Raw genomic sequence first — 16290 nt, 5'->3', positions numbered from 1 at the left:
TCCTCGAACAGTCTCTGAAAAGGGGAAAATCTTGGCCGAGAATGATTATGATGCGTTCGCGGCGGCTTATGATGCCGATAACGAGGTCAATGCCTGGAATGCCTATTACGAGCGGCCGGCTATTCTTGCCCTGGTTGGCGACGCCGCCGGGCTTTCCGTGCTCGATGCCGGATGCGGCGGCGGGGCGCATGCGGCAGCGCTGATCGAGCGCGGGGCTGTCGTGACCGGGATCGACGCAAGTGCCGGCATGCTTGATATCGCGCAGCGTCGCCTGGAAGGGCGCGCGCGCCTGCTGACCGCTGATCTCAACGAGCCCTTGCCATTCGAGGACAAGGCTTTCGACCTGATCCTTGCCTCGCTCGTCATGCATTATCTGCCCGACTGGTCGAGGCCGCTTTCGGAATTCAACCGGCTGCTCGCGGCAGGCGGTCGCCTGGTTTTTTCCACGCACCATCCCTTCATGGATCACGCCTCGACCGGCCGCGACAATTATTTCGAGACCTACAGCTTCGATGAGACCTGGCAGCGCGGCGGAAGGGAGATCGCCATGCGCTTCTGGCATCGGCCGCTGCACGCCATGTTCGAGGCGCTGAAGTCGGCCCGCTTTCAGATCGACACCGTCAGCGAGCCCCAGCCCGACCCGCAAGCCCGCGCACTTTTTCCGCAGGCCTATCAGAGCCTGACGACCAAGCCGCGGTTCCTGTTCTTCTCGGTGGTGAAAGCGTGACGACGGGCGCTGGTACCGGGGTCTGTTGACTCTCTCGGGCGTGGTGTTCCGAGGTCGCGGAGCTGTTCCTGCCTTTGAAATAGCACCGCCGGACGGAGGCTTGCTTATCGAAGGATAAGGCTGCTTTACCGCCCTTTGCTGCCGTTCGAGGTCGATCCAAGGAACGTGCTATGTGTTAGGATGCGGCCCGAAGGCGGAATGCGACAGACGCACTGCGAGGGGCGGTGTGATCGCACCCGAATTTGCGCGACCGAGAGCCGACGTTCAAAGGGGAGACGAGGACGATGCCGACACCACAGCAACCCAGTCTGATAGTTCGACAGAAATCCCCACCGAATATCGAGTTTCCGTTTGCGTCGCTCTCCGATTGGCTGATCCCGACCGAGCAGTTCTTCGTGCGAAACCATTTTGCGTCGCCGGACATCGATGCGCGAGACTGGAGATTGCGCGTCGGCGGGGCGGTGGAGCGGCCGATCGAACTTTACCTCGACAGCATCAAGGCGATGCGGAGCACGACTTTATCAGCCGTCGTCGAGTGTGCAGGGAACGGGCGCGTCTACTATGAGCCGCCGAAGGAGGGGTTGCAGTGGCAGAACGGAGCCGTCGGCAATGCCGCGTGGACAGGTGTTCTTCTGCGCGAGATTTTGGAAATGGCAGGCGTTAAGCCAACCGCATGTGAGGTTCTGCTCGCAGGCGCCGACAGCGGCGTCGTCGACACGAACAAGAAAACGGCTTCTCCCGGTCCCATCGCTTTTGCGCGCAGTTTACCGCTTGAGAAGGCCATCGCTGACAGCACGATCCTTGCCTATTCGATGAACGAGGCGCCGTTGACGCGCGATCACGGCTACCCGCTGCGCGCGGTCGTGGGTGGCTGGTTCGGCATGGCTTGGGTCAAGTGGATCACGGATATCACGGTTGTGGAGCAACCGTTCCTTGGCTACTGGCAGGCGCGCGACTATTTCCGTTGGGAGCGCAACCTCGGGGAACCCAGGCTGGTCCCCCTTGCGGAGATGGAGGTCAAAGCGCAGATCGCGCGTCCCGTCCAGGGGGCGCAGCTCATCGCCGGCCAACCGTACCGGATTTTTGGAGCCGCCTGGAGCGGAGAGGCTCCTATCCGGCAGGTGCAGGTCTGCACCGGAGATGGCAGGGGCTGGCGCGAGGGAAGGCTCCTCGAAACAGAACGTCCCTTTGCATGGCGCTTGTGGGAGTACATGTGGACCCCTGAAGAAGTGGGGCGATATACACTGCGATGTCGCGCTGTCGATGGGGCGGGGAGCGCGCAGCCCGACCTCCAGCGTTCCGACTGCGAGAGCTACGCGGCCAATTGGATCATTCCGGTGGAGGTTACGGTCGTTCCCGAGCCACAGACGTACCAGGAGGAATTCGTGATCTGATCACCCGCTGGGGCGGAATGGCGGCTTTTGGCGCTTTGTTGCCGTGAGGTTTCGACGGCAAACCCCGATGGCAGGGCTGCTTCTGTGCTTCATCTTCGAAAGCGGACGAGATCTTCCAATTCACTGTCACCCATTGACGTGAACCGGTTTCACCCCAATACGGTCAGGCCAGCCAGACGACAACAGGAGTGTAATAGTGAGCGAACCGACCGTAGCCGATGCAACAAACCGCATTTATGAGTCGCTCCAGGCTGATAACGCCGACATCGACGCGCATATCGCCGCTCTCAAGGCGGCGTTGACGCGGGCGGGTTTAAAAGAGGCCGTATTCGACCCGGCCAGGCTCGTGCAGAATAACCGGTCCGGCAGGAAGCGAATGCAGGCCTACTTTCGCCAGCGCGGTGTCATGGTGACATTCTCAGCCTCGTGAAGCCTTCCCATCAAGGCAGACGGCTGTAATCACCTCAGCGGGCCGAGCAGCGTGACGTCGGGGCATTTGCGACACTGCGGGGCGTGTTCACCCCGTTTGATATTGCTGTGGGGAGTCCTCGATCTCTGTCATTTACAGGCCAGCCCGGGCGCAGGATTTGGCAGCCACCGACGTGCTGGGCAGCACCCGGCTTCGGTGAGTGGGTCAAATACCTACCCCGGAATCCAGGATTTATGTGAGCAACAATCGGTTCCTGCCACAAGCCGCATGCAGGACAGCACGGACGGAGGATCGCTGCGTGACGCAGCGCTGGGGCTCGGGGACTTTGTCGACACCTTCGTCATCGATGGTGCGAAGCAGGAGGACGGCTTCATGCGATCATCGCCGAAATCGGCAGTCTACGGGCTGCCGACGTCAGAGGGGCCGAATCCCTTCTGCCCATGACATGCCGAACCACACCGCCGAAGCTGGCGCCCTGCTCCACTCGATCAAGGTGTCGAGACCTGCCGTGACCGCGTCTCGTGAAAGCCCGGTCGCCACGATGTCGTCGATCGCTTCGTCGACGATGCTCGCAATGTTGCGAACCACATCCTCGAAATCGGCATCACCCGCGCAACCGCCGAAAAAGACAAGCGTGTTACGGCGTGGACGTAGGTCCGCCTGGTGAAGCAACTGCACGAGGCGGCGCCCGACGATAGGGTCGTTGCAATGCCTGTCATAGGTGCGCTGATAGGCGTTTCAGACCGGCGAGAACCCCGGGGGTTCCCGCCATAGCCGCAGACCGTCGTAGTCGTCATCGGACAGGATCACACGGCCACCCGGCCGCACCGCGCGCGCCATGTTGCGAACCACCTGCAGCGGGTCGGGTATGTGCTCAAGGACGAAGCGAGCGTGAGCGACGTCGAACCGACCTAGCTCGTCGTCACGAAGGGGCGGATCGAGGACGTCGCCCTGCCTCATCTCGATCATTGCGGTATCGTCGTCGGCCGCCGCTTGGCGCAACGCCTCGGCGATCTGTTCGGGACTTCGCTCCAGCCCGAGCACTGGGACGCCCGTGACCCGTGCCATCATCCGCGAATACTGACCAAGGCCGGCTCCAAAGTCGACGACGCGTTCACCGGCGGCGAGCTGCGCGGCATCGATACACCGCTCGTTGAGCCGCCTGTTCAGTGTGGTCAACCGCGGCTGTGTTCCGGTATTTCGAGTTCATCGACCCGACCGTGGCGCAGATGTTATTTCAGGTCTCCCGCGCATAACACAATGGCCCGAGGCTTTGGCTCCACGAGAGAGCGTCGTCGCGGCCGTGGTTCGGGAATACGGCCAACTGTTCAGGCACCATCTGGCCGAGCACCAAGCACTCTTGGCGGAGTAGTGCCTCCCAATAATCCCGCCTTCGCTCTTTTAGTGTCTTGGCCCGGAGGCGCTCCAAAGAGACGTCTGTACTCACGGCTGAACTGCGAGGCGCTCTCGTAACCAACCGCGAACCCCACCTCGGCCGCACCTGCCTGATTTGCGATCATGCGTCGGCGCGCCTCATGGAGCCGAATGTATTTCTGATACTGAAGCGGACTGACGGCGGCGACGGCTTTAAAGCGGTCGTAAAAAACGGATACGCTCATGCCTGCAAGAGCCGCGACCGCCTTGAAATCGAGACGTTCGGTGTAATGGTCGCGTATCCAGGTCATGGCCTTTCGAATGTGCATCAGTCGAGAATCTGACCCGGCAATCTGGCGCAAGAGGCCTCCGTGCGGGCCCATCAGCAGCCGAAACATGAGTTCATGCTCCAGAAGCTTAGCCATGACCGGGATTTCGGTCGGGCGATCGAGCAGTTCCAGCAGTCTGCCCCAAGCGCCGAGAAGCGACGCACTCGCAGTGCTGACACCGTATCCCGATTCAATCGGCAACTCGGGCATCGCTGCCATCTCAAGGACGAGGTCGGACAAAAGAGCCGGGTCCAAAAAAAGACCGACTGCGACAAACGGTCTATCTTGTGAAGCCTCGCATACCTGTCCCAACGCGGCGATCTCGGCCGCGACGATCATGCTTTGACCAGGTCCGTACTCGAACTTCTTGTCGCCGATAAACATGCGCTGAGTGCCCTGTATCACCAAGGATGCCGCCGGATCATAGATCAGCGGGTCGATCTCGGTCGTATGGTCGAGAGTGTAAGCGAACAGCCTCGGCAATTTAAGACTCGGACTGCCTGCGTGGCGCATTGCTATGTCGCGTATTTTGTCAAGTTCTGTCATTGAGCGACACTAAGCCGATTGCCCAGTCCTATCAAGCGCTCCGGAAGAACGGGCAAGAATGACGGAAGTTCCGGCATCGTAGCATCGCGGTTCAAATCCTATTGTCGCTTTAAAGACGGAGGCCATTGGGGCTTCTGATGATCCAGGAGAAACTGTCATGCCCACCCCAATCGAAACTGTTTCGGCCTTTTGCGCGGCGTTCGTTGAAGACGGCGGAAGACCAGCGGTCCGTCGTTGGCTCACGCCCAACACGCGCTGGGTCAACGAAGGTGTATCAGTTACGACGGGCGTCGACGAGGCCATCGCCATGATCGACGAACTGGAGAAATCGATGGGCATCTCGACCGTCCATATCGACATGCTCGCAATAGCCGCAGACGGCCCCCGCGTTCTCACCGAAAGGCTCGACCGGTTCGAGCGTGCCGACGGCAGTGAAATCGGGCGCGTGATGATTATGGGAATCTTCGAGGTCGAAGGCGACAAGATTGTCGAGTGGCGGGACTATTTCGACGTGCTCGCTGTCCAGAAGTTCGCTAAGGGCTAAGACAGCGACTTGCGAACGATTGGGCTGAACGCGAAGTTTATTGACTTTGCGGTCAGCCCAACGCGCCTGATGAAGCTCTCGACGACAGGCCATGATCCTGCCAGTGGAGCCTTATGTCATCGGGATCATTGGAAAATTTTTATGACTACATAAGCACCGGTTTGGCCTGACAGCAAAATCGCTCCGAGACCGCGCAGCTCGCCTTCGACGCGATAGAGTTCGCCGATCCGCTTCACGCCTTCCTCGGCAATCGGTGCCGAGCCGTTGCGGGCGATCTCAACCAGCTTGCGCCGGGCATGCGCCCAACAAAAGGCTAGCCAGATGTTGGGACCGGCACGATCCGGTGCGATCAGCCGATTATATCCGGCGTAGGCGTCAACCTGAAGGATACCCGTAAACCCCTGCAATATCCGCTCGGCATCTTGCCCGCCGCGGCCGGGCGCGTAGGTGAAGGCAACACCCGGAGGTGCGCCGCCGTTTACCTTTGATTGTCCACGAATAGCCGATCAGAGCTTGGCCGACGACACAACGTGGTAGCGGAACGCATGTGAAGGGACTTTGAAGGCTACTGGACCCGTCTAGCCGCAAATCTGACTGAGAGACATGAGGCTTCTGCCCCATTATCACCCACCCCTCGCCCCGCGCAACGCCGTCAACCCCCGCCGCAGCCACAACAATTGCTGCGGCGGCATCTGGCGCAAATGGTCGTAGTCCATCACCGTCACATTATAGACCGTGCTCCTGACCTGCGGTCCATCAGGGCAGCGCAGCAGGATGCCCTGCAGGGCCATCATGCGGTTGCTGGCCTTGCGGGCGCGGTCGGCGTGGGTGTCGGTCACCTCGCCTTCGTGGCCCTTGACGGCAAAGAGCGATTGCGCCCGCGGGCTCGGGGCCGGAATGCCTGTGGTCTTGTGGTAGCGGGCGATCGCCTCGGCATAGTCGTCGCCGGCCTGGCGCTGTTCGGCGGTGATCAGGCCGGCGAGGAAGATGCGGCCGAGGGTATAGCCGGCAAAGGGGCTCTTGACCGTCTCGTCGGCCACCGTCCTGTCAAAGCCGTGGATGCGGCGGCGGGCTGATATCGCCACGCTGATATTCTCCTTCTCGGTTTCGAAGGGCTTGATCTTGCCGCAGGGAAAGCGCTCGACATTCTCCTTGCGCGGCCGGCCGGCGCCCTTGTTGACCCGTCCTGTCTTCACCTTGGTGGCTTTGCCGCCCATGCTGATCGTCCTTCTATCGAATGATGCCGTTTCTGAGTGCCGCGGCGACCAGCGCCGTATCCTTGAAGACGCCGAGCCGCGCCTTGGCGTTTGATATGTGCGTATTCACCGTGATGTGGGAGATGCCGAGAATGGTGCCGATCTCGGCGGCCGTCTTGCCCGCCGCCATCCAGCGGATGATTTCGGTTTCGCGGGGGGTGACGTTGCTCATGGCTCTGCATATCCATCGATGCACGGCACGCGCGGCATCGTCACATGCGCGCCCGACATGGTCACCCGCGTCACGCGGTCGGGGTGGCGGATCGGCTGGACGGGCGGGCCCGCCTTCGGCTGCGGATGCCAGGCGTCCTGCCTCGAGGGAAACCTGTCGCGGTTGCGGGATGCCATGTTGATGACGGTGTTCTTCTTCGATCCGAACATGACGGCGATCTCTCTTGCCGACAGCCCTTCCTTCCAGAGCTTTTCCGCCTTGACGATCTTGTCTTCCGTCCAGAATGTGATGGTCATCTCAATGCCTCCTCAGGTCGTGCGGCCCTTGCAATGATCGGGTTGTCGGGGAACATCCTGGCGAGCTCCCGCTTGGCGTTGCGGCTGCCATTGGCGGCGTCGCGCAGCAGCTGCATCTTGTAGGCGGCGACCTTCGGCTGCGGCCTCTCCGGCTCGGCCTCCATGCGCGGGCGGCTCTCCGCCTCGATCGCCGCCTGCTGATGGCGGCATTGCTCGGCGAAACTGGCGCAGCTCGGAGCGAAGGCGCGGTTATGATCCCGGACCTTTCCGCAGATGAAGAGTTTGGCCGCCTGCCAGACCGCCTCCAGCGGAATGCCCTCGATCGCGACGAGATAGGCGCGGATCTGCATGTCGGGATCAGTGCCTGCGGATGCCGGGAAACCCGAAAGCATCCCAGCTATGATCTTCACCGGAGAGGAAATCTCTTGCGGCATCCACTGTCGTCCTTCTCGTACTGCTGTTGATCGACCCGGCCTCCCTCGCCTTCTCCTTGAGGTACCAGTCGCATTTGATCGCCTGCCAGCCGCGGAAGATCTGCATCTCGGCGGCGCCGACCGGGTCGCCGGTCGCCAGATATTCCCGCGCCTGCATCCTCGCCGCATAAACCGTCAGCGGCTTCTTCAGCGTGCGTTTGCGATGCTCGATGATCGCCGCTGCCAGCTCCTCCCCCAGCACCGGGCTGAGGATGTCCATGATCTCCTGGTTCATTGTTTCCTTCGCCATGCGATGTTCCTTTCCCGATTGAGATGGCCGGCCTCAAACCCGCAGCCGCCGTCGGCCGCCGGCGAAATTGACCGGCGTGCCCGGCTTGAGGGGGCGGCGGGGAAAGCGGCGAATCTCCGCGCCGGCATGGTCCTGCTGGGCGGTGTCGCCCTTCTCGGCGCTTCGAAGCGTGTGGATCTCGGTTTCGACGGACGGCACCGACACGCCGAGGATGGCAGCGATTTCGATATAGTCCCGGCCGGAGCGGAAGAGCTCGAGCGCGTTCATGTGGGTGCCTTGCTGCGCCGGGGCGGCCTTGAGCTGGAAGCTCATCGCTTGATCCTTCTTTCGAACGCGGTTCGCCGTTCCCGCCGAAGCGGGTGCTGCCAACGTCTTTGATTTTTCACGGATGACGACCGGAGCCCGGCTCTGTTGCGGAGCAAAAGCTCCGGTCGTCTGCCAGGCCGCCGCCTGGGTCGGGCACGAGCGCGCCCGGCGGGCACGACATCGTCGCGCCCGGGATGCCGGCGTCGCCGAGGGAGGGCAACGACGCCAGCCACCGATAGCCGTCAGGGAGGAGTGAGGCTGTCGGGATCGGGGATCGGAAGAGCGCCGGGGGCGATCTCCCGCAGCTCTTTCGGGCTGGTCGGCCGGCTGCAAGTCTCGCAGTGGCGCTCGATCACCTCGGCGATCGACAGCGCTTTGCCGCAATTCGGGCAGCCGGTGTAGCGGGCGGGCGGGGTGGAGATGGTCACAGCGACTCCACCTCCCGGTTGGCGTTCAGCACCTGCTGCAGGGCCTTGGCGAGGAAGGGGATATCCTCGTTGCGAACTGGTATCGCGGACATCCGCCCTCCCCTTGGGCCTTGCGGCCGGTGAATGACGACGCCGGTCGGCACGACGTCCATGGCGAGCCTATCCTCCGAGGAAATGGTGAACCTCATGGCGTCTCCTCCAGTCCGAAAGGCTGGCCCGTTGTTGATGATGTCGGTGTTTGTCATGGCGATTAGGGTACAATTAATACCCGATATGTCAAGCACATTAGGGCATGACATGTACCTTAATTTAGGGTATTTTTTATATCATGTTGAAAGATCAGGAACAATTTGAACGCGAAGAACGCGCAAAGCGCCTCGTCATGGCCAGGAAGAATGCTGGCTTTGCCGGGCCGAAGGCGATCGTCGATCGGTTCGGCTGGAATGCGAATGTCTACAAGGCGCATGAATCCGGCCGTAACGGCTTCGGCATCGCCGATGCGAAGAAGTATGCCCGCGCTTTCAAGGTCAATCTCAACTGGCTGCAGTTCGGCACCGGCAACGCGCTCGATCCCGATGAGCTGCCGGTCTCCGTCGCCGATGTGCCGAAGATCTCCTGGGTCAGCGCCGGCCAGCTCAGCGAGCAGGCGCCGATCACCGACTTCTCGGAATTCCCGACGGTCGCCGCCCTCGATCTGCCCGATGGCGAATGGATCGCGCTCGAGGTCGAGGGCAATTCGATGAACAAGATCTCGCCGCCGGGCTCGATCATCTTCGTCAATCTGCGCGACAAGCGCCTGGCGCCGAACGCGCTCTATGTCGTCGCCGACGAAACGGGCGCCGCGACCTACAAGCGCTATCGCCCGAACGACAACCCGCCCTTCCAGCCCGCCTCCTACGAGGACGTGCCGCCGCCGGAATTCCAGGGCGCCGTCACCATCGTCGGTCGCGTCCGCCGATCGATCATCGAGATGTAGGGATGAGAGCGCAAGGCGCGGAAACGATGCCGCGAATCAATCAAATTCAATAGAAAAAACAGGATGATCCGCCCTTCATCGCGCGCCGGCAGAATCTGATTCTACATCGTCACGGCGGCGGTGCTTCTCCTGGCATACAGCGCGGCGCGGGAGATGTACGGCCTGTAGGATTTCGCTCCGAAGCTCGCCGATCCCCAGCCGGGATCACGAGGGATATCGGGACGACGCATCCTCTGAAGCCACAAATTGCGGAAGCTCCGGATGCCGTTCGCGCACCACTCGCGACACCGCCACCAGGATGGACCGGATGGCGGCGGGAAACATATCCTTCGGCAGCTTCTCCTCCCACGGATCGTAGAACTCGGTGATGCCAGGCCCGCCTCGATCACCTCGTCGGTGATTTCGATGTCGCTGCGCATGGCCGGCCTCTTTTTTTCTCGTAGCTTCATACTCCAACTTCAGTTCTCATTCCTCTCTCTTCAGCTTAGGAGGAGAAGGTTCCTGAAGGCTGGTGAGGGAGGGTTCCGGCCAAAGCTTCCCCCTACCCCATGAGCAAAGCCCATGAAGCCGGGAGAGCATTGGCCAAGTCCTGAAGGCCGGAGCCGGGATGGGACACGTGCCAGAGGGGCCATTCGCTTCGCCCTCGTCCTGATTTTCTGACAGCGCACTTAAGGACTTTCGCTTCCCGCGCCGCTGGGCTTCGTCAGCTCGGGAGTTGCACCCGGTCGCCCAATCACTTGATCAAGACATACGCCTACGATTCGTACCTCGTCAATCCAAGAGGTATTTTTTATACCTTTTTCCGTTGACGCGATCGGGTATAATAAATACCTTAACCTCACAAGCCGACCAGAGGCGCGAGAGGACAGGCGATGCAGCACATTCGCAAGATCGAGACAGAGGAGAGCAAGCGGGACGCCCGCTGGAATGCGGCGCGCACGATGGGCGACTGCCGCGCCTATATGGCCAACGAGGCCCAGCGCATGGGCGCCCTCGGCTTTGCCTTCCTGCGCCGTCCCGAACATTCGATCCGCGGCCCGTCCTGGCTGCGGGGCGCTGCGGCAAGCGTCGAGGAGCACTACCGCTATGCCCGCGAGATCATGGGCATCACCGACAATGATCAGCTTTACGCCTGAGGGGAACGGAGATGTCTGCCGCCAATCCCACATCCGAACCATCGACCGAGCGCCCTTCCCGTCCCGCCGCCCGGTGGGCCGGAGCAAGCGAAAAGACCCGTGCCACGGCCCGCTTCACCGCAGGGGCACCCGATCTCCTGGAGGCGCTGGTGGAGGCCGAACGCTTTTTCCACGGCAGCGACGATCACGGCTGCCCGCTTCACCAGAAAATCCTCGCCGCCATCGATACGGTGAAAGGCGGCGCATCATGAGCGATTGCCTGATCAAGGCCTTTTCCGGCTGCGCCTGCCCACCCGGTGACTGCGCGCAAAAGCCCGTCACCCCGGCGCCGGTCACCTTCGTCTCGTGGCGGACCCAGGCGATCGCCTGTCTCGCCTTCGGTTTCCTCGCGGCGATCATCTCGGCCGCCTGGATGGAGACACAGTTCAAAACCCGGGATCTGCGAAACCAGGAGCATGTGTCATGGAAGTGAGCCAGGGCTTTTGCCGACACCGCCGGTCAGGAACTGAACTTGATGTCGCTCGCCTTCGCCGCGGTAATGAACGCCCGCCGCACCTGCTCGGGCCCGGCGACATCATTGAACACGTCGAGCACAAGCCGTTCGGCCGCCTTCGCCGCCGGCGTCTGCTCGGGCCAATCATTCAGCAAGGTGTTGCCGGCCTGAACAACATTATAGACCGTCCTCACCTTGCCATTGATGGTGATCTTCACCGGCTTGAACCTTCGTCGTTTGCTCATGATGCATCCCCTCACGCTGGAAATACGCGACTCAACGAATCACCGCGGGACTCGTTCCGGTTGAGATGATTCTTCGTTCGCCAGCCGGGCGCCGAGCGCGATGTCCTCCGTCTGCATGACAGGGCCCGGCTCGGATGCGTGCGAGAATGCGGCAGATGAAGCCCGAACCGGGAGGCAACACAATGGACCTTCAGAGTCTCGTCGCCGCGCACATGCCAAACCGCCGCCGCCCCACGCCGATGGGCGCCGCGGCCGAGTACCGATACTACCGAAATCAGATCACCCTGCCGCGCCTGAGGCTTCGGCTACTCGGGCTGACTGCCGCGACCGCCGGCCTGACGCTGCTGCTGGCCGGCGTCATCCACACATGAGGTGCCGTCATGCTCCGACAGACCGATCATGCTATGCTGCGATCCGTTGTGGGGGACCGCGCGATGGACGACAGCGAGGCTGACCGGGCGGCGATCATGGCCGTGATCCGCGCCGAAACCGAGGCCTGGCTGCAGCGGGACTTCGAGGCGCTGGCGAGCCACTGGGTGCAGTCGCCGCAGACCCGGCGGATGGAATATTTCGCTTCGCTCGGCGTCCGGGTGGACGAAGGCTGGGACCCGATCGCCGCGCGGATCAGGAAGATCGTCGAGCGATTCCCGGAGAAATATGCCTTTTCGGAGCGCGTCCGCTGGGAAAAGGTCAACATCGTCGTCGACGGCAACATGGCCTGGATGACCTTCGATCAGATCGGCAGCGACACCGGCGAAGATCGCAAGCGCCAGCTGCGGATCCTCCAGCGGATCGACGGCGCCTGGAAGATCGGCTGCATGGTGATGATGGAGAGCAGCGTCGAGGAGGCGAACTGCCCGCTGATCGAGGTCGACACGGATGCCAGGATCCTCTGGACGAACCGGCTGGCGCGGGAGCGGATGCACGGCCATCCCGGGCTCGTCGCCGCCGCCGGCCGCCTGCGTGCCCGGCAGCGCGAACACGACGCAGCACTGCGGGAGGCGGTGCGCCTGGCGTTCCGCGAGCTGCAGAGCCAGAGGCCGCTGAACATCGCGCCGAAGCAGGCCTGGGCGGTGGCGCTTGGCGAAGACGCGGCCGGGATTCCGCTCCACTGCTGGGTTCTGCTCGAGGACGGCAAGGCGCTGGTCTCCTTCGACGACGCCGAGACTGTGGTGCGCCGGATCGCGAGCGCGCGGGAGGTCTTCGGCCTCTCGCCGGCGCAGACCCGGCTTGCCCGCCTGATCGTCGATGGCCACGATCTCGCAGCCGCCGCCGATCTGCTCGGGGTCAGTGTCAACACGTTGCGCACCCAGCTACAGCGCATCTTCGACAAAACCGGCGTACGCAACCAGGCGGCATTGGTACGGGCGCTGCTGAGCGCTGGGGCTCCGAGCACATAGCCTCGACCGCCGGCCCTGTGTGGCATCCCCACCAACCCAACCTTTCGATCTCGGCCATGATGCGCCGATCAGGCGATACGGTCTTCTCGAACTTGTTCGTCCAGAATTCCGTGTTGGACTTGGGTGTCGTCGCTAATTGCATCCGCACCGATCTGAACCTGATCTAAACCCGACCCTCCAAAAGAGATCGTGATATGGTTGGAGTCCAATTTGGAGAGGGGGCTATGCTGAAAAATCCTATCGTTGGACTGGCGGTTGGCGCGCTTATGGTTTTTGCGACCCACGCAGCAGCGACTGCCGATCCGCTCCCCAAAGGTTTTGAGCGCCACAAGTTCAACGGATCGGTCAGACCTGAGGTCAAGGGCGGCGTGACCCGGTTTGAAATATTCGACCGTCAGTGTTCCAACGTCGACTATGGAGATGGACGGGGCGAAAATGATTGTCGCAATGGCAACGTCCGCTCCACGATTCGCTATACGCGAGACATGAGGGTTGGCGAAAGCGTCGAATACAAGTTTGATTTCCGGCTCGATCCGACTTTTGCCTACAAAGGCTGGCACAACAACTCCGCAAATGGCTTTTATCCCGACGGCTGGGACAGCCATTTGCGTTTCGCGTCCTGGGAAGGACCGGCAATCCACAATTTCATCTACATGCTGAAGGCCGACACGCGCAACGGCGTCAACTTTCTCGCCCGTCAGTGCCAAAAACCGGAAGATTTCGGCAAATGGGCGACATTCTCGCTGAAAATCCGATGGGCAAACGATGACAGCGGATGGGTTACGGCAAGCTGCGACAACAAGGTGATCTACGCCGCCGAAGGCGAAGCAACCAACCAGGCTCCGCATTGCTGGGAATCGAACGAGTGCGAGCCGCAATCAAACCGCGACCCAAAATCATTCAACTTCATTCTCGGCCCGGTGATGATGGGTTGGGGCAATGAATGGAAGAACTATGACCATCATACGTCCCAGTTTGACGTGGTGCAGCCGGATGGTATCGGCATCGATGTCCGCAATGTCAGTGTAACCCGCGGCGTCAGCGTCTATTCCGCCGAACAAGCAGTTTTGCTCAAGACGTTGCAGCAGCAACTGGCTCATTTGGGCTGCAAGCCAGGGAATGTTGAGGGCAAGCCTGACAAGGCAACACGGCAAGCCGCTCTCTCTTGCCGCAAGTTCGAGAGCGGTTCGCTTCCCCAAGCGCTCAATCTCACGACACTGCGAGCCTTCGCTGACGCCTATGCCAAGCCGGAGACCGCCAGTCTGCCTTCAGGCAACGCCGCGGCTGGTACCGAAAACGTTTCGTCAAAACCGAGGACCTATATCAAGCTGGGCGAAATGCTTGCCATGAAGACAGGCAAGGACACCAAGGTGAATTCCAACTTCTATGGCAAGATCAAAGGCGCCAAGAAGGGGCAGAACGAGCTGGACTTCATCGTACTGGGTCAGTTCGACTACACCGACAACACTTTCAGCCAGCTGTCATTTCTTCTGCAAGACAATCTCTCCAAGGCCGAAGTGAATGCCGCGGCCAAGTGCGGCTATGGGACGATCAGATTTCCAGATGGCACAGATCATTTGGAGATCGGCATGAAACGTTCAGGAAACTCATTCTCGTCCCCACCAAGAACTGACTGCTTGATTCAAGCGCTCGGCAAACGACCGGCATCGCAGGTTCCCTACCTCACGACCGGGTTTGCCGATCTGGCTAAATCAATGGTTTCCGACGGCGGTTGGAAGAAACTGAGGCATGAAGGTCTGAAGATATTTGTCAAACGTGTTGCGGATGGTGAAATCACAGTCGGCGGCTGAGATCGCAGCACAGCGTCGCACGTTCCATCGGCGGCGGCTTCTTCTCCACCGCGTTCCGGTCGGAGTCATTCACACCCGCTCGGGCTCACGCCGCACGGATAATGCCGACGAGATAAAGCGATCCCGTCACGAGAACCCATGCGCCCGATTCCGCGGCGCCGGCCAGTGCTTCCTGATAGGCCTCGAGCGGGTCCGGCACGACGATGCTCAGCAGCCCGAGGCTGTCTGCAATCGTCTTCAGCTGTTCCGGCGAACGCGATCTGGCGCCGACGGTGGTGAAGATGATCGATATATCGTGGCGCGTCATCGTCGACAGCAAGCCTGCCGCGTCCTTGTCTTCCGCGATTGACACGACGGCAATGCAGGGAGCGCGGTACTTTTCTTCCTGCGAGAGGTCGCTCAGAACCGCAGCAAGGTTGAAGGGAACATGCGCGCCGTCCAGCACCACGTTGACCTTATCGCCGTGGCTGGTGACGACGGCGATTTTTTCGAGCCGTCCCGGCAGGCGGGCAGCTTCGATCGTCGAGGGATCGAGGAGCTGTGCTCCAAGAGGCTCCGACACCGCGCCTGCGCCCTTTGTCATGACGCCCATTTTTCCGAGGACATCCAGAACCGCTGCCGCCACGGCAACATTCCGCTGCTCAATCGTTGCGTCGGCCGGCACCATGGGGCGTCGCACGGCAGAGCCGAGTTCTGCTGCCGGGGCGGATATGACGGCGCCTGCCTCGTCCGCCTCCGGCAGGAGGGTGACGACCGTTGTGCCGGGCTTTATGATTCCCGCCTTCTCGAAAGCAATGGCGGCGCGGGTTTTGCCGAGGATTTCGGTGTGCTCGAGATCGATATTGGTGATAACGGCGACATCGCTTTGAACGATATTGGTCGAGTCCCACCGCCCTCCAAGTCCGGTTTCGAGAACGGCCCACTCCACGCCTTCCATGCTGAAGATCAGCAAGGCCGAAACCGTCAGGATATCGAACCAGGTTGCTCCCTGCGCGGCTGTCGCCTCTCGCCTTGCGTCTTTGAATGCCGCCAGCGCTGCCCCAAGCGCGTCCGCCAGGCGCTCCTCGCCGACCGGACGGCCATCAATGCTGACCCGCTCGGTGATGTGCATGACATGCGGCGAGGCATATCGCCCGACGGCGAAGCCCGCCTGCGCAAGACCCGCCTCGATCAGGGCGCAAGTCGAGCCTTTGCCCTTGGTGCCGGCCACATGGACGATACGAAAGCTGTTCTGGGGATCGCCAAGCCGACGGGCGAGATCGCGCATCGGCTCCAGATCGACCCGCATATCGCCGCGCGGGCGGCGTTCCCAATTCGTGAGTTGATCAAGTTCGGCTAGACAATTCGCAAGCCGTTCACTTTCGATGCGGGACGACATGGGACACCTTCGCAAAAATGATCCAGATGCCCAGGCGAGCGGCCAAATTCCCACGCTCCCCGGTGGTATCCACCTTCATCGCCAGTCACGCAGGCCTCGATGCTAGCATAGATGAGTCCGAAATCCAGAGCGGCGCTCGTGCGGTCCGCAAATTGCGCTTGGGGCACCTGGATGGAGACGCAGCTCAAAACCTGGGATCGGCTCGAACTTCGATTCTTGCGTTGCCGATGCACCGAGCTTCCGCCAGCCGCGCTTCGGTTATACCTTCCTGCAGAAAAATTATAACCGGAGAAGGACGGGTTTTCGGGCGGTTGACCTCGCTCCGG

The 16290-nt window shown here is 61.3% G+C and carries 25 protein-coding genes, 1 pseudogene and 1 riboswitch; of the genes and pseudogenes, 11 read left to right on the top strand and 15 right to left on the bottom strand.

The window, feature by feature from the left end; translation table 11 throughout:
• The first annotated feature begins 31 nt into the window (after nucleotides 1-31).
• From NE851_RS15520 to NE851_RS15510, 3 genes are all read left to right on the top strand, one after another.
• The gene (locus tag NE851_RS15520; RefSeq protein ID WP_168333923.1) at nucleotides 32-727 is read left to right on the top strand and encodes a class I SAM-dependent methyltransferase; all 696 of its coding nucleotides are present in this window, start codon (nucleotides 32-34) and stop codon (nucleotides 725-727) included.
• 284 nt (nucleotides 728-1011) lie between these two features.
• Entirely contained in the window at nucleotides 1012-2121 is a 1110-nt protein-coding gene (locus tag NE851_RS15515; protein WP_254961403.1) for a sulfite oxidase, read from the top strand.
• A 193-nt stretch (nucleotides 2122-2314) separates the two neighbouring features.
• The gene (locus tag NE851_RS15510; RefSeq protein WP_127430454.1) at nucleotides 2315-2551 is read left to right on the top strand and encodes a hypothetical protein; all 237 of its coding nucleotides are present in this window, start codon (nucleotides 2315-2317) and stop codon (nucleotides 2549-2551) included.
• Nucleotides 2552-2965: 414 nt separating this feature from the next.
• On the opposite strand, the gene NE851_RS15505 is transcribed toward NE851_RS15510, so the two are convergent.
• From NE851_RS15505 to NE851_RS15495, 3 genes are all read right to left on the bottom strand, one after another.
• Nucleotides 2966-3229 carry a hypothetical protein gene (locus NE851_RS15505; protein ID WP_184390579.1) on the bottom strand — a complete coding sequence of 88 codons (264 nt, stop codon included), beginning with the start codon at nucleotides 3227-3229 and terminating at the stop codon, nucleotides 2966-2968.
• A 60-nt stretch (nucleotides 3230-3289) separates the two neighbouring features.
• The gene (locus NE851_RS15500) at nucleotides 3290-3730 is read right to left on the bottom strand and encodes a class I SAM-dependent methyltransferase (protein ID WP_184390576.1); all 441 of its coding nucleotides are present in this window, start codon (nucleotides 3728-3730) and stop codon (nucleotides 3290-3292) included.
• Nucleotides 3731-3879: 149 nt separating this feature from the next.
• A complete protein-coding gene (locus NE851_RS15495) occupies nucleotides 3880-4800 on the bottom strand; it encodes an AraC family transcriptional regulator (protein WP_184390573.1) in 921 nt (306 codons plus the stop codon).
• A 157-nt stretch (nucleotides 4801-4957) separates the two neighbouring features.
• Here NE851_RS15495 and NE851_RS15490 point away from each other — a divergent pair, with 157 nt between their 5' ends.
• Complete coding sequence (locus tag NE851_RS15490; protein ID WP_125850297.1) at nucleotides 4958-5344, top strand: limonene-1,2-epoxide hydrolase; 387 nt, start codon at nucleotides 4958-4960, stop codon at nucleotides 5342-5344.
• A gap of 188 nt (nucleotides 5345-5532) precedes the next feature.
• On the opposite strand, the pseudogene NE851_RS15485 reads toward NE851_RS15490, so the two are convergent.
• From NE851_RS15485 to NE851_RS15445, 9 genes and pseudogenes are all read right to left on the bottom strand, one after another.
• Nucleotides 5533-5820, bottom strand: a pseudogene (locus NE851_RS15485) (IS66 family transposase); the annotation flags it as partial.
• A gap of 147 nt (nucleotides 5821-5967) precedes the next feature.
• Complete coding sequence (locus tag NE851_RS15480; protein ID WP_184390570.1) at nucleotides 5968-6561, bottom strand: hypothetical protein; 594 nt, start codon at nucleotides 6559-6561, stop codon at nucleotides 5968-5970.
• Nucleotides 6562-6574: 13 nt separating this feature from the next.
• Complete coding sequence (locus NE851_RS15475; protein WP_047614045.1) at nucleotides 6575-6772, bottom strand: response regulator transcription factor; 198 nt, start codon at nucleotides 6770-6772, stop codon at nucleotides 6575-6577.
• The gene (locus tag NE851_RS15470; protein ID WP_127430456.1) at nucleotides 6769-7068 is read right to left on the bottom strand and encodes a GcrA cell cycle regulator; all 300 of its coding nucleotides are present in this window, start codon (nucleotides 7066-7068) and stop codon (nucleotides 6769-6771) included. Before NE851_RS15470 ends, NE851_RS15475 begins: the two co-directional genes overlap by 4 nt.
• Nucleotides 7065-7460, bottom strand: coding sequence for a hypothetical protein (locus NE851_RS15465; protein WP_063476534.1), 396 nt, complete (start codon nucleotides 7458-7460; stop codon nucleotides 7065-7067). The genes NE851_RS15470 and NE851_RS15465 overlap by 4 nt, the downstream gene beginning before the upstream one ends.
• Nucleotides 7426-7791: a hypothetical protein gene (locus NE851_RS15460; protein ID WP_184390567.1), complete on the bottom strand. Its 366-nt coding sequence runs from the start codon at nucleotides 7789-7791 to the stop codon at nucleotides 7426-7428. Before NE851_RS15460 ends, NE851_RS15465 begins: the two co-directional genes overlap by 35 nt.
• A gap of 33 nt (nucleotides 7792-7824) precedes the next feature.
• Entirely contained in the window at nucleotides 7825-8103 is a 279-nt protein-coding gene (locus tag NE851_RS15455) for a sigma-70 family RNA polymerase sigma factor (protein ID WP_184390564.1), read from the bottom strand.
• A 236-nt stretch (nucleotides 8104-8339) separates the two neighbouring features.
• Complete coding sequence (locus NE851_RS15450) at nucleotides 8340-8525, bottom strand: hypothetical protein (RefSeq protein WP_047614037.1); 186 nt, start codon at nucleotides 8523-8525, stop codon at nucleotides 8340-8342.
• The gene (locus tag NE851_RS15445) at nucleotides 8522-8713 is read right to left on the bottom strand and encodes a hypothetical protein (protein ID WP_047614454.1); all 192 of its coding nucleotides are present in this window, start codon (nucleotides 8711-8713) and stop codon (nucleotides 8522-8524) included. Before NE851_RS15445 ends, NE851_RS15450 begins: the two co-directional genes overlap by 4 nt.
• A 140-nt stretch (nucleotides 8714-8853) precedes the next feature.
• On the opposite strand from NE851_RS15445, the gene NE851_RS15440 reads away from it, so the two are divergent.
• Nucleotides 8854-9501 (top strand): S24 family peptidase, encoded by a 648-nt coding sequence (locus NE851_RS15440; protein WP_007627142.1) that lies wholly within the window; start codon nucleotides 8854-8856, stop codon nucleotides 9499-9501.
• 204 nt (nucleotides 9502-9705) lie between these two features.
• Here NE851_RS15440 and NE851_RS15435 read toward each other — a convergent pair whose 3' ends face one another.
• Nucleotides 9706-9957, bottom strand: coding sequence for a hypothetical protein (locus NE851_RS15435; protein WP_246781259.1), 252 nt, complete (start codon nucleotides 9955-9957; stop codon nucleotides 9706-9708).
• Nucleotides 9958-10373: 416 nt separating this feature from the next.
• On the opposite strand from NE851_RS15435, the gene NE851_RS15430 reads away from it, so the two are divergent.
• Genes NE851_RS15430 through NE851_RS15420 form a run of 3 tightly spaced genes read left to right on the top strand, consistent with a single transcriptional unit; the run spans nucleotide 10374 to nucleotide 11109 of the window.
• Nucleotides 10374-10637 (top strand): hypothetical protein, encoded by a 264-nt coding sequence (locus NE851_RS15430; protein ID WP_184390562.1) that lies wholly within the window; start codon nucleotides 10374-10376, stop codon nucleotides 10635-10637.
• A gap of 11 nt (nucleotides 10638-10648) precedes the next feature.
• Nucleotides 10649-10888 carry a hypothetical protein gene (locus NE851_RS15425; protein WP_184390559.1) on the top strand — a complete coding sequence of 80 codons (240 nt, stop codon included), beginning with the start codon at nucleotides 10649-10651 and terminating at the stop codon, nucleotides 10886-10888.
• Entirely contained in the window at nucleotides 10885-11109 is a 225-nt protein-coding gene (locus NE851_RS15420; protein WP_184390557.1) for a hypothetical protein, read from the top strand. Before NE851_RS15425 ends, NE851_RS15420 begins: the two co-directional genes overlap by 4 nt.
• 26 nt (nucleotides 11110-11135) lie before the next feature.
• Here NE851_RS15420 and NE851_RS15415 read toward each other — a convergent pair whose 3' ends face one another.
• Nucleotides 11136-11375 carry a DUF982 domain-containing protein gene (locus tag NE851_RS15415; protein WP_184390555.1) on the bottom strand — a complete coding sequence of 80 codons (240 nt, stop codon included), beginning with the start codon at nucleotides 11373-11375 and terminating at the stop codon, nucleotides 11136-11138.
• Nucleotides 11376-11557: 182 nt separating this feature from the next.
• Here NE851_RS15415 and NE851_RS15410 point away from each other — a divergent pair, with 182 nt between their 5' ends.
• From NE851_RS15410 to NE851_RS15400, 3 genes are all read left to right on the top strand, one after another.
• Complete coding sequence (locus NE851_RS15410; protein WP_184390552.1) at nucleotides 11558-11746, top strand: hypothetical protein; 189 nt, start codon at nucleotides 11558-11560, stop codon at nucleotides 11744-11746.
• Between the two features lie 9 nt (nucleotides 11747-11755).
• Entirely contained in the window at nucleotides 11756-12775 is a 1020-nt protein-coding gene (locus NE851_RS15405; protein WP_047614024.1) for a LuxR family transcriptional regulator, read from the top strand.
• Nucleotides 12776-12999: 224 nt separating this feature from the next.
• A complete protein-coding gene (locus NE851_RS15400) occupies nucleotides 13000-14586 on the top strand; it encodes a hypothetical protein (RefSeq protein ID WP_028757097.1) in 1587 nt (528 codons plus the stop codon).
• Between the two features lie 85 nt (nucleotides 14587-14671).
• Here NE851_RS15400 and NE851_RS15395 read toward each other — a convergent pair whose 3' ends face one another.
• Nucleotides 14672-15964: a bifunctional folylpolyglutamate synthase/dihydrofolate synthase gene (locus tag NE851_RS15395; protein WP_254961378.1), complete on the bottom strand. Its 1293-nt coding sequence runs from the start codon at nucleotides 15962-15964 to the stop codon at nucleotides 14672-14674.
• A 21-nt stretch (nucleotides 15965-15985) separates the two neighbouring features.
• Nucleotides 15986-16063, bottom strand: a riboswitch (ZMP/ZTP riboswitch).
• Nucleotides 16064-16290: the final 227 nt, after the last annotated feature.

Origin of the sequence: Rhizobium anhuiense bv. trifolii, assembly GCF_024346605.1 — a bacterium.
Lineage (GTDB): Bacteria > Pseudomonadota > Alphaproteobacteria > Rhizobiales > Rhizobiaceae > Rhizobium > Rhizobium anhuiense.
Note: the sequence above shows the minus strand (reverse complement) of the source record. Positions and strands in the feature narration are given on the sequence as shown.

Excerpts from the sequence above, each read along its gene's own strand:
- NE851_RS15455 (WP_184390564.1), bottom strand. The coding sequence starts at position 8,103 with ATGAGCTTCCAGCTCAAGGCCGCCCCGGCGCAGCAAGGCACCCACATG.
- NE851_RS15400 (WP_028757097.1), top strand. The coding sequence starts at position 13,000 with ATGCTGAAAAATCCTATCGTTGGACTGGCGGTTGGCGCGCTTATGGTT.
- NE851_RS15515 (WP_254961403.1), top strand. The coding sequence starts at position 1,012 with ATGCCGACACCACAGCAACCCAGTCTGATAGTTCGACAGAAATCCCCA.
- NE851_RS15480 (WP_184390570.1), bottom strand. The coding sequence starts at position 6,561 with ATGGGCGGCAAAGCCACCAAGGTGAAGACAGGACGGGTCAACAAGGGC.
- NE851_RS15460 (WP_184390567.1), bottom strand. The coding sequence starts at position 7,791 with ATGGCGAAGGAAACAATGAACCAGGAGATCATGGACATCCTCAGCCCG.
- NE851_RS15490 (WP_125850297.1), top strand. The coding sequence starts at position 4,958 with ATGCCCACCCCAATCGAAACTGTTTCGGCCTTTTGCGCGGCGTTCGTT.
- NE851_RS15475 (WP_047614045.1), bottom strand. The coding sequence starts at position 6,772 with ATGAGCAACGTCACCCCCCGCGAAACCGAAATCATCCGCTGGATGGCG.
- NE851_RS15465 (WP_063476534.1), bottom strand. The coding sequence starts at position 7,460 with ATGCTTTCGGGTTTCCCGGCATCCGCAGGCACTGATCCCGACATGCAG.
- NE851_RS15410 (WP_184390552.1), top strand. The coding sequence starts at position 11,558 with ATGGACCTTCAGAGTCTCGTCGCCGCGCACATGCCAAACCGCCGCCGC.
- NE851_RS15415 (WP_184390555.1), bottom strand. The coding sequence starts at position 11,375 with ATGAGCAAACGACGAAGGTTCAAGCCGGTGAAGATCACCATCAATGGC.
- NE851_RS15445 (WP_047614454.1), bottom strand. The coding sequence starts at position 8,713 with ATGAGGTTCACCATTTCCTCGGAGGATAGGCTCGCCATGGACGTCGTG.
- NE851_RS15420 (WP_184390557.1), top strand. The coding sequence starts at position 10,885 with ATGAGCGATTGCCTGATCAAGGCCTTTTCCGGCTGCGCCTGCCCACCC.
- NE851_RS15395 (WP_254961378.1), bottom strand. The coding sequence starts at position 15,964 with ATGTCGTCCCGCATCGAAAGTGAACGGCTTGCGAATTGTCTAGCCGAA.
- NE851_RS15470 (WP_127430456.1), bottom strand. The coding sequence starts at position 7,068 with ATGACCATCACATTCTGGACGGAAGACAAGATCGTCAAGGCGGAAAAG.
- NE851_RS15405 (WP_047614024.1), top strand. The coding sequence starts at position 11,756 with ATGCTCCGACAGACCGATCATGCTATGCTGCGATCCGTTGTGGGGGAC.
- NE851_RS15430 (WP_184390562.1), top strand. The coding sequence starts at position 10,374 with ATGCAGCACATTCGCAAGATCGAGACAGAGGAGAGCAAGCGGGACGCC.
- NE851_RS15425 (WP_184390559.1), top strand. The coding sequence starts at position 10,649 with ATGTCTGCCGCCAATCCCACATCCGAACCATCGACCGAGCGCCCTTCC.
- NE851_RS15440 (WP_007627142.1), top strand. The coding sequence starts at position 8,854 with ATGTTGAAAGATCAGGAACAATTTGAACGCGAAGAACGCGCAAAGCGC.
- NE851_RS15495 (WP_184390573.1), bottom strand. The coding sequence starts at position 4,800 with ATGACAGAACTTGACAAAATACGCGACATAGCAATGCGCCACGCAGGC.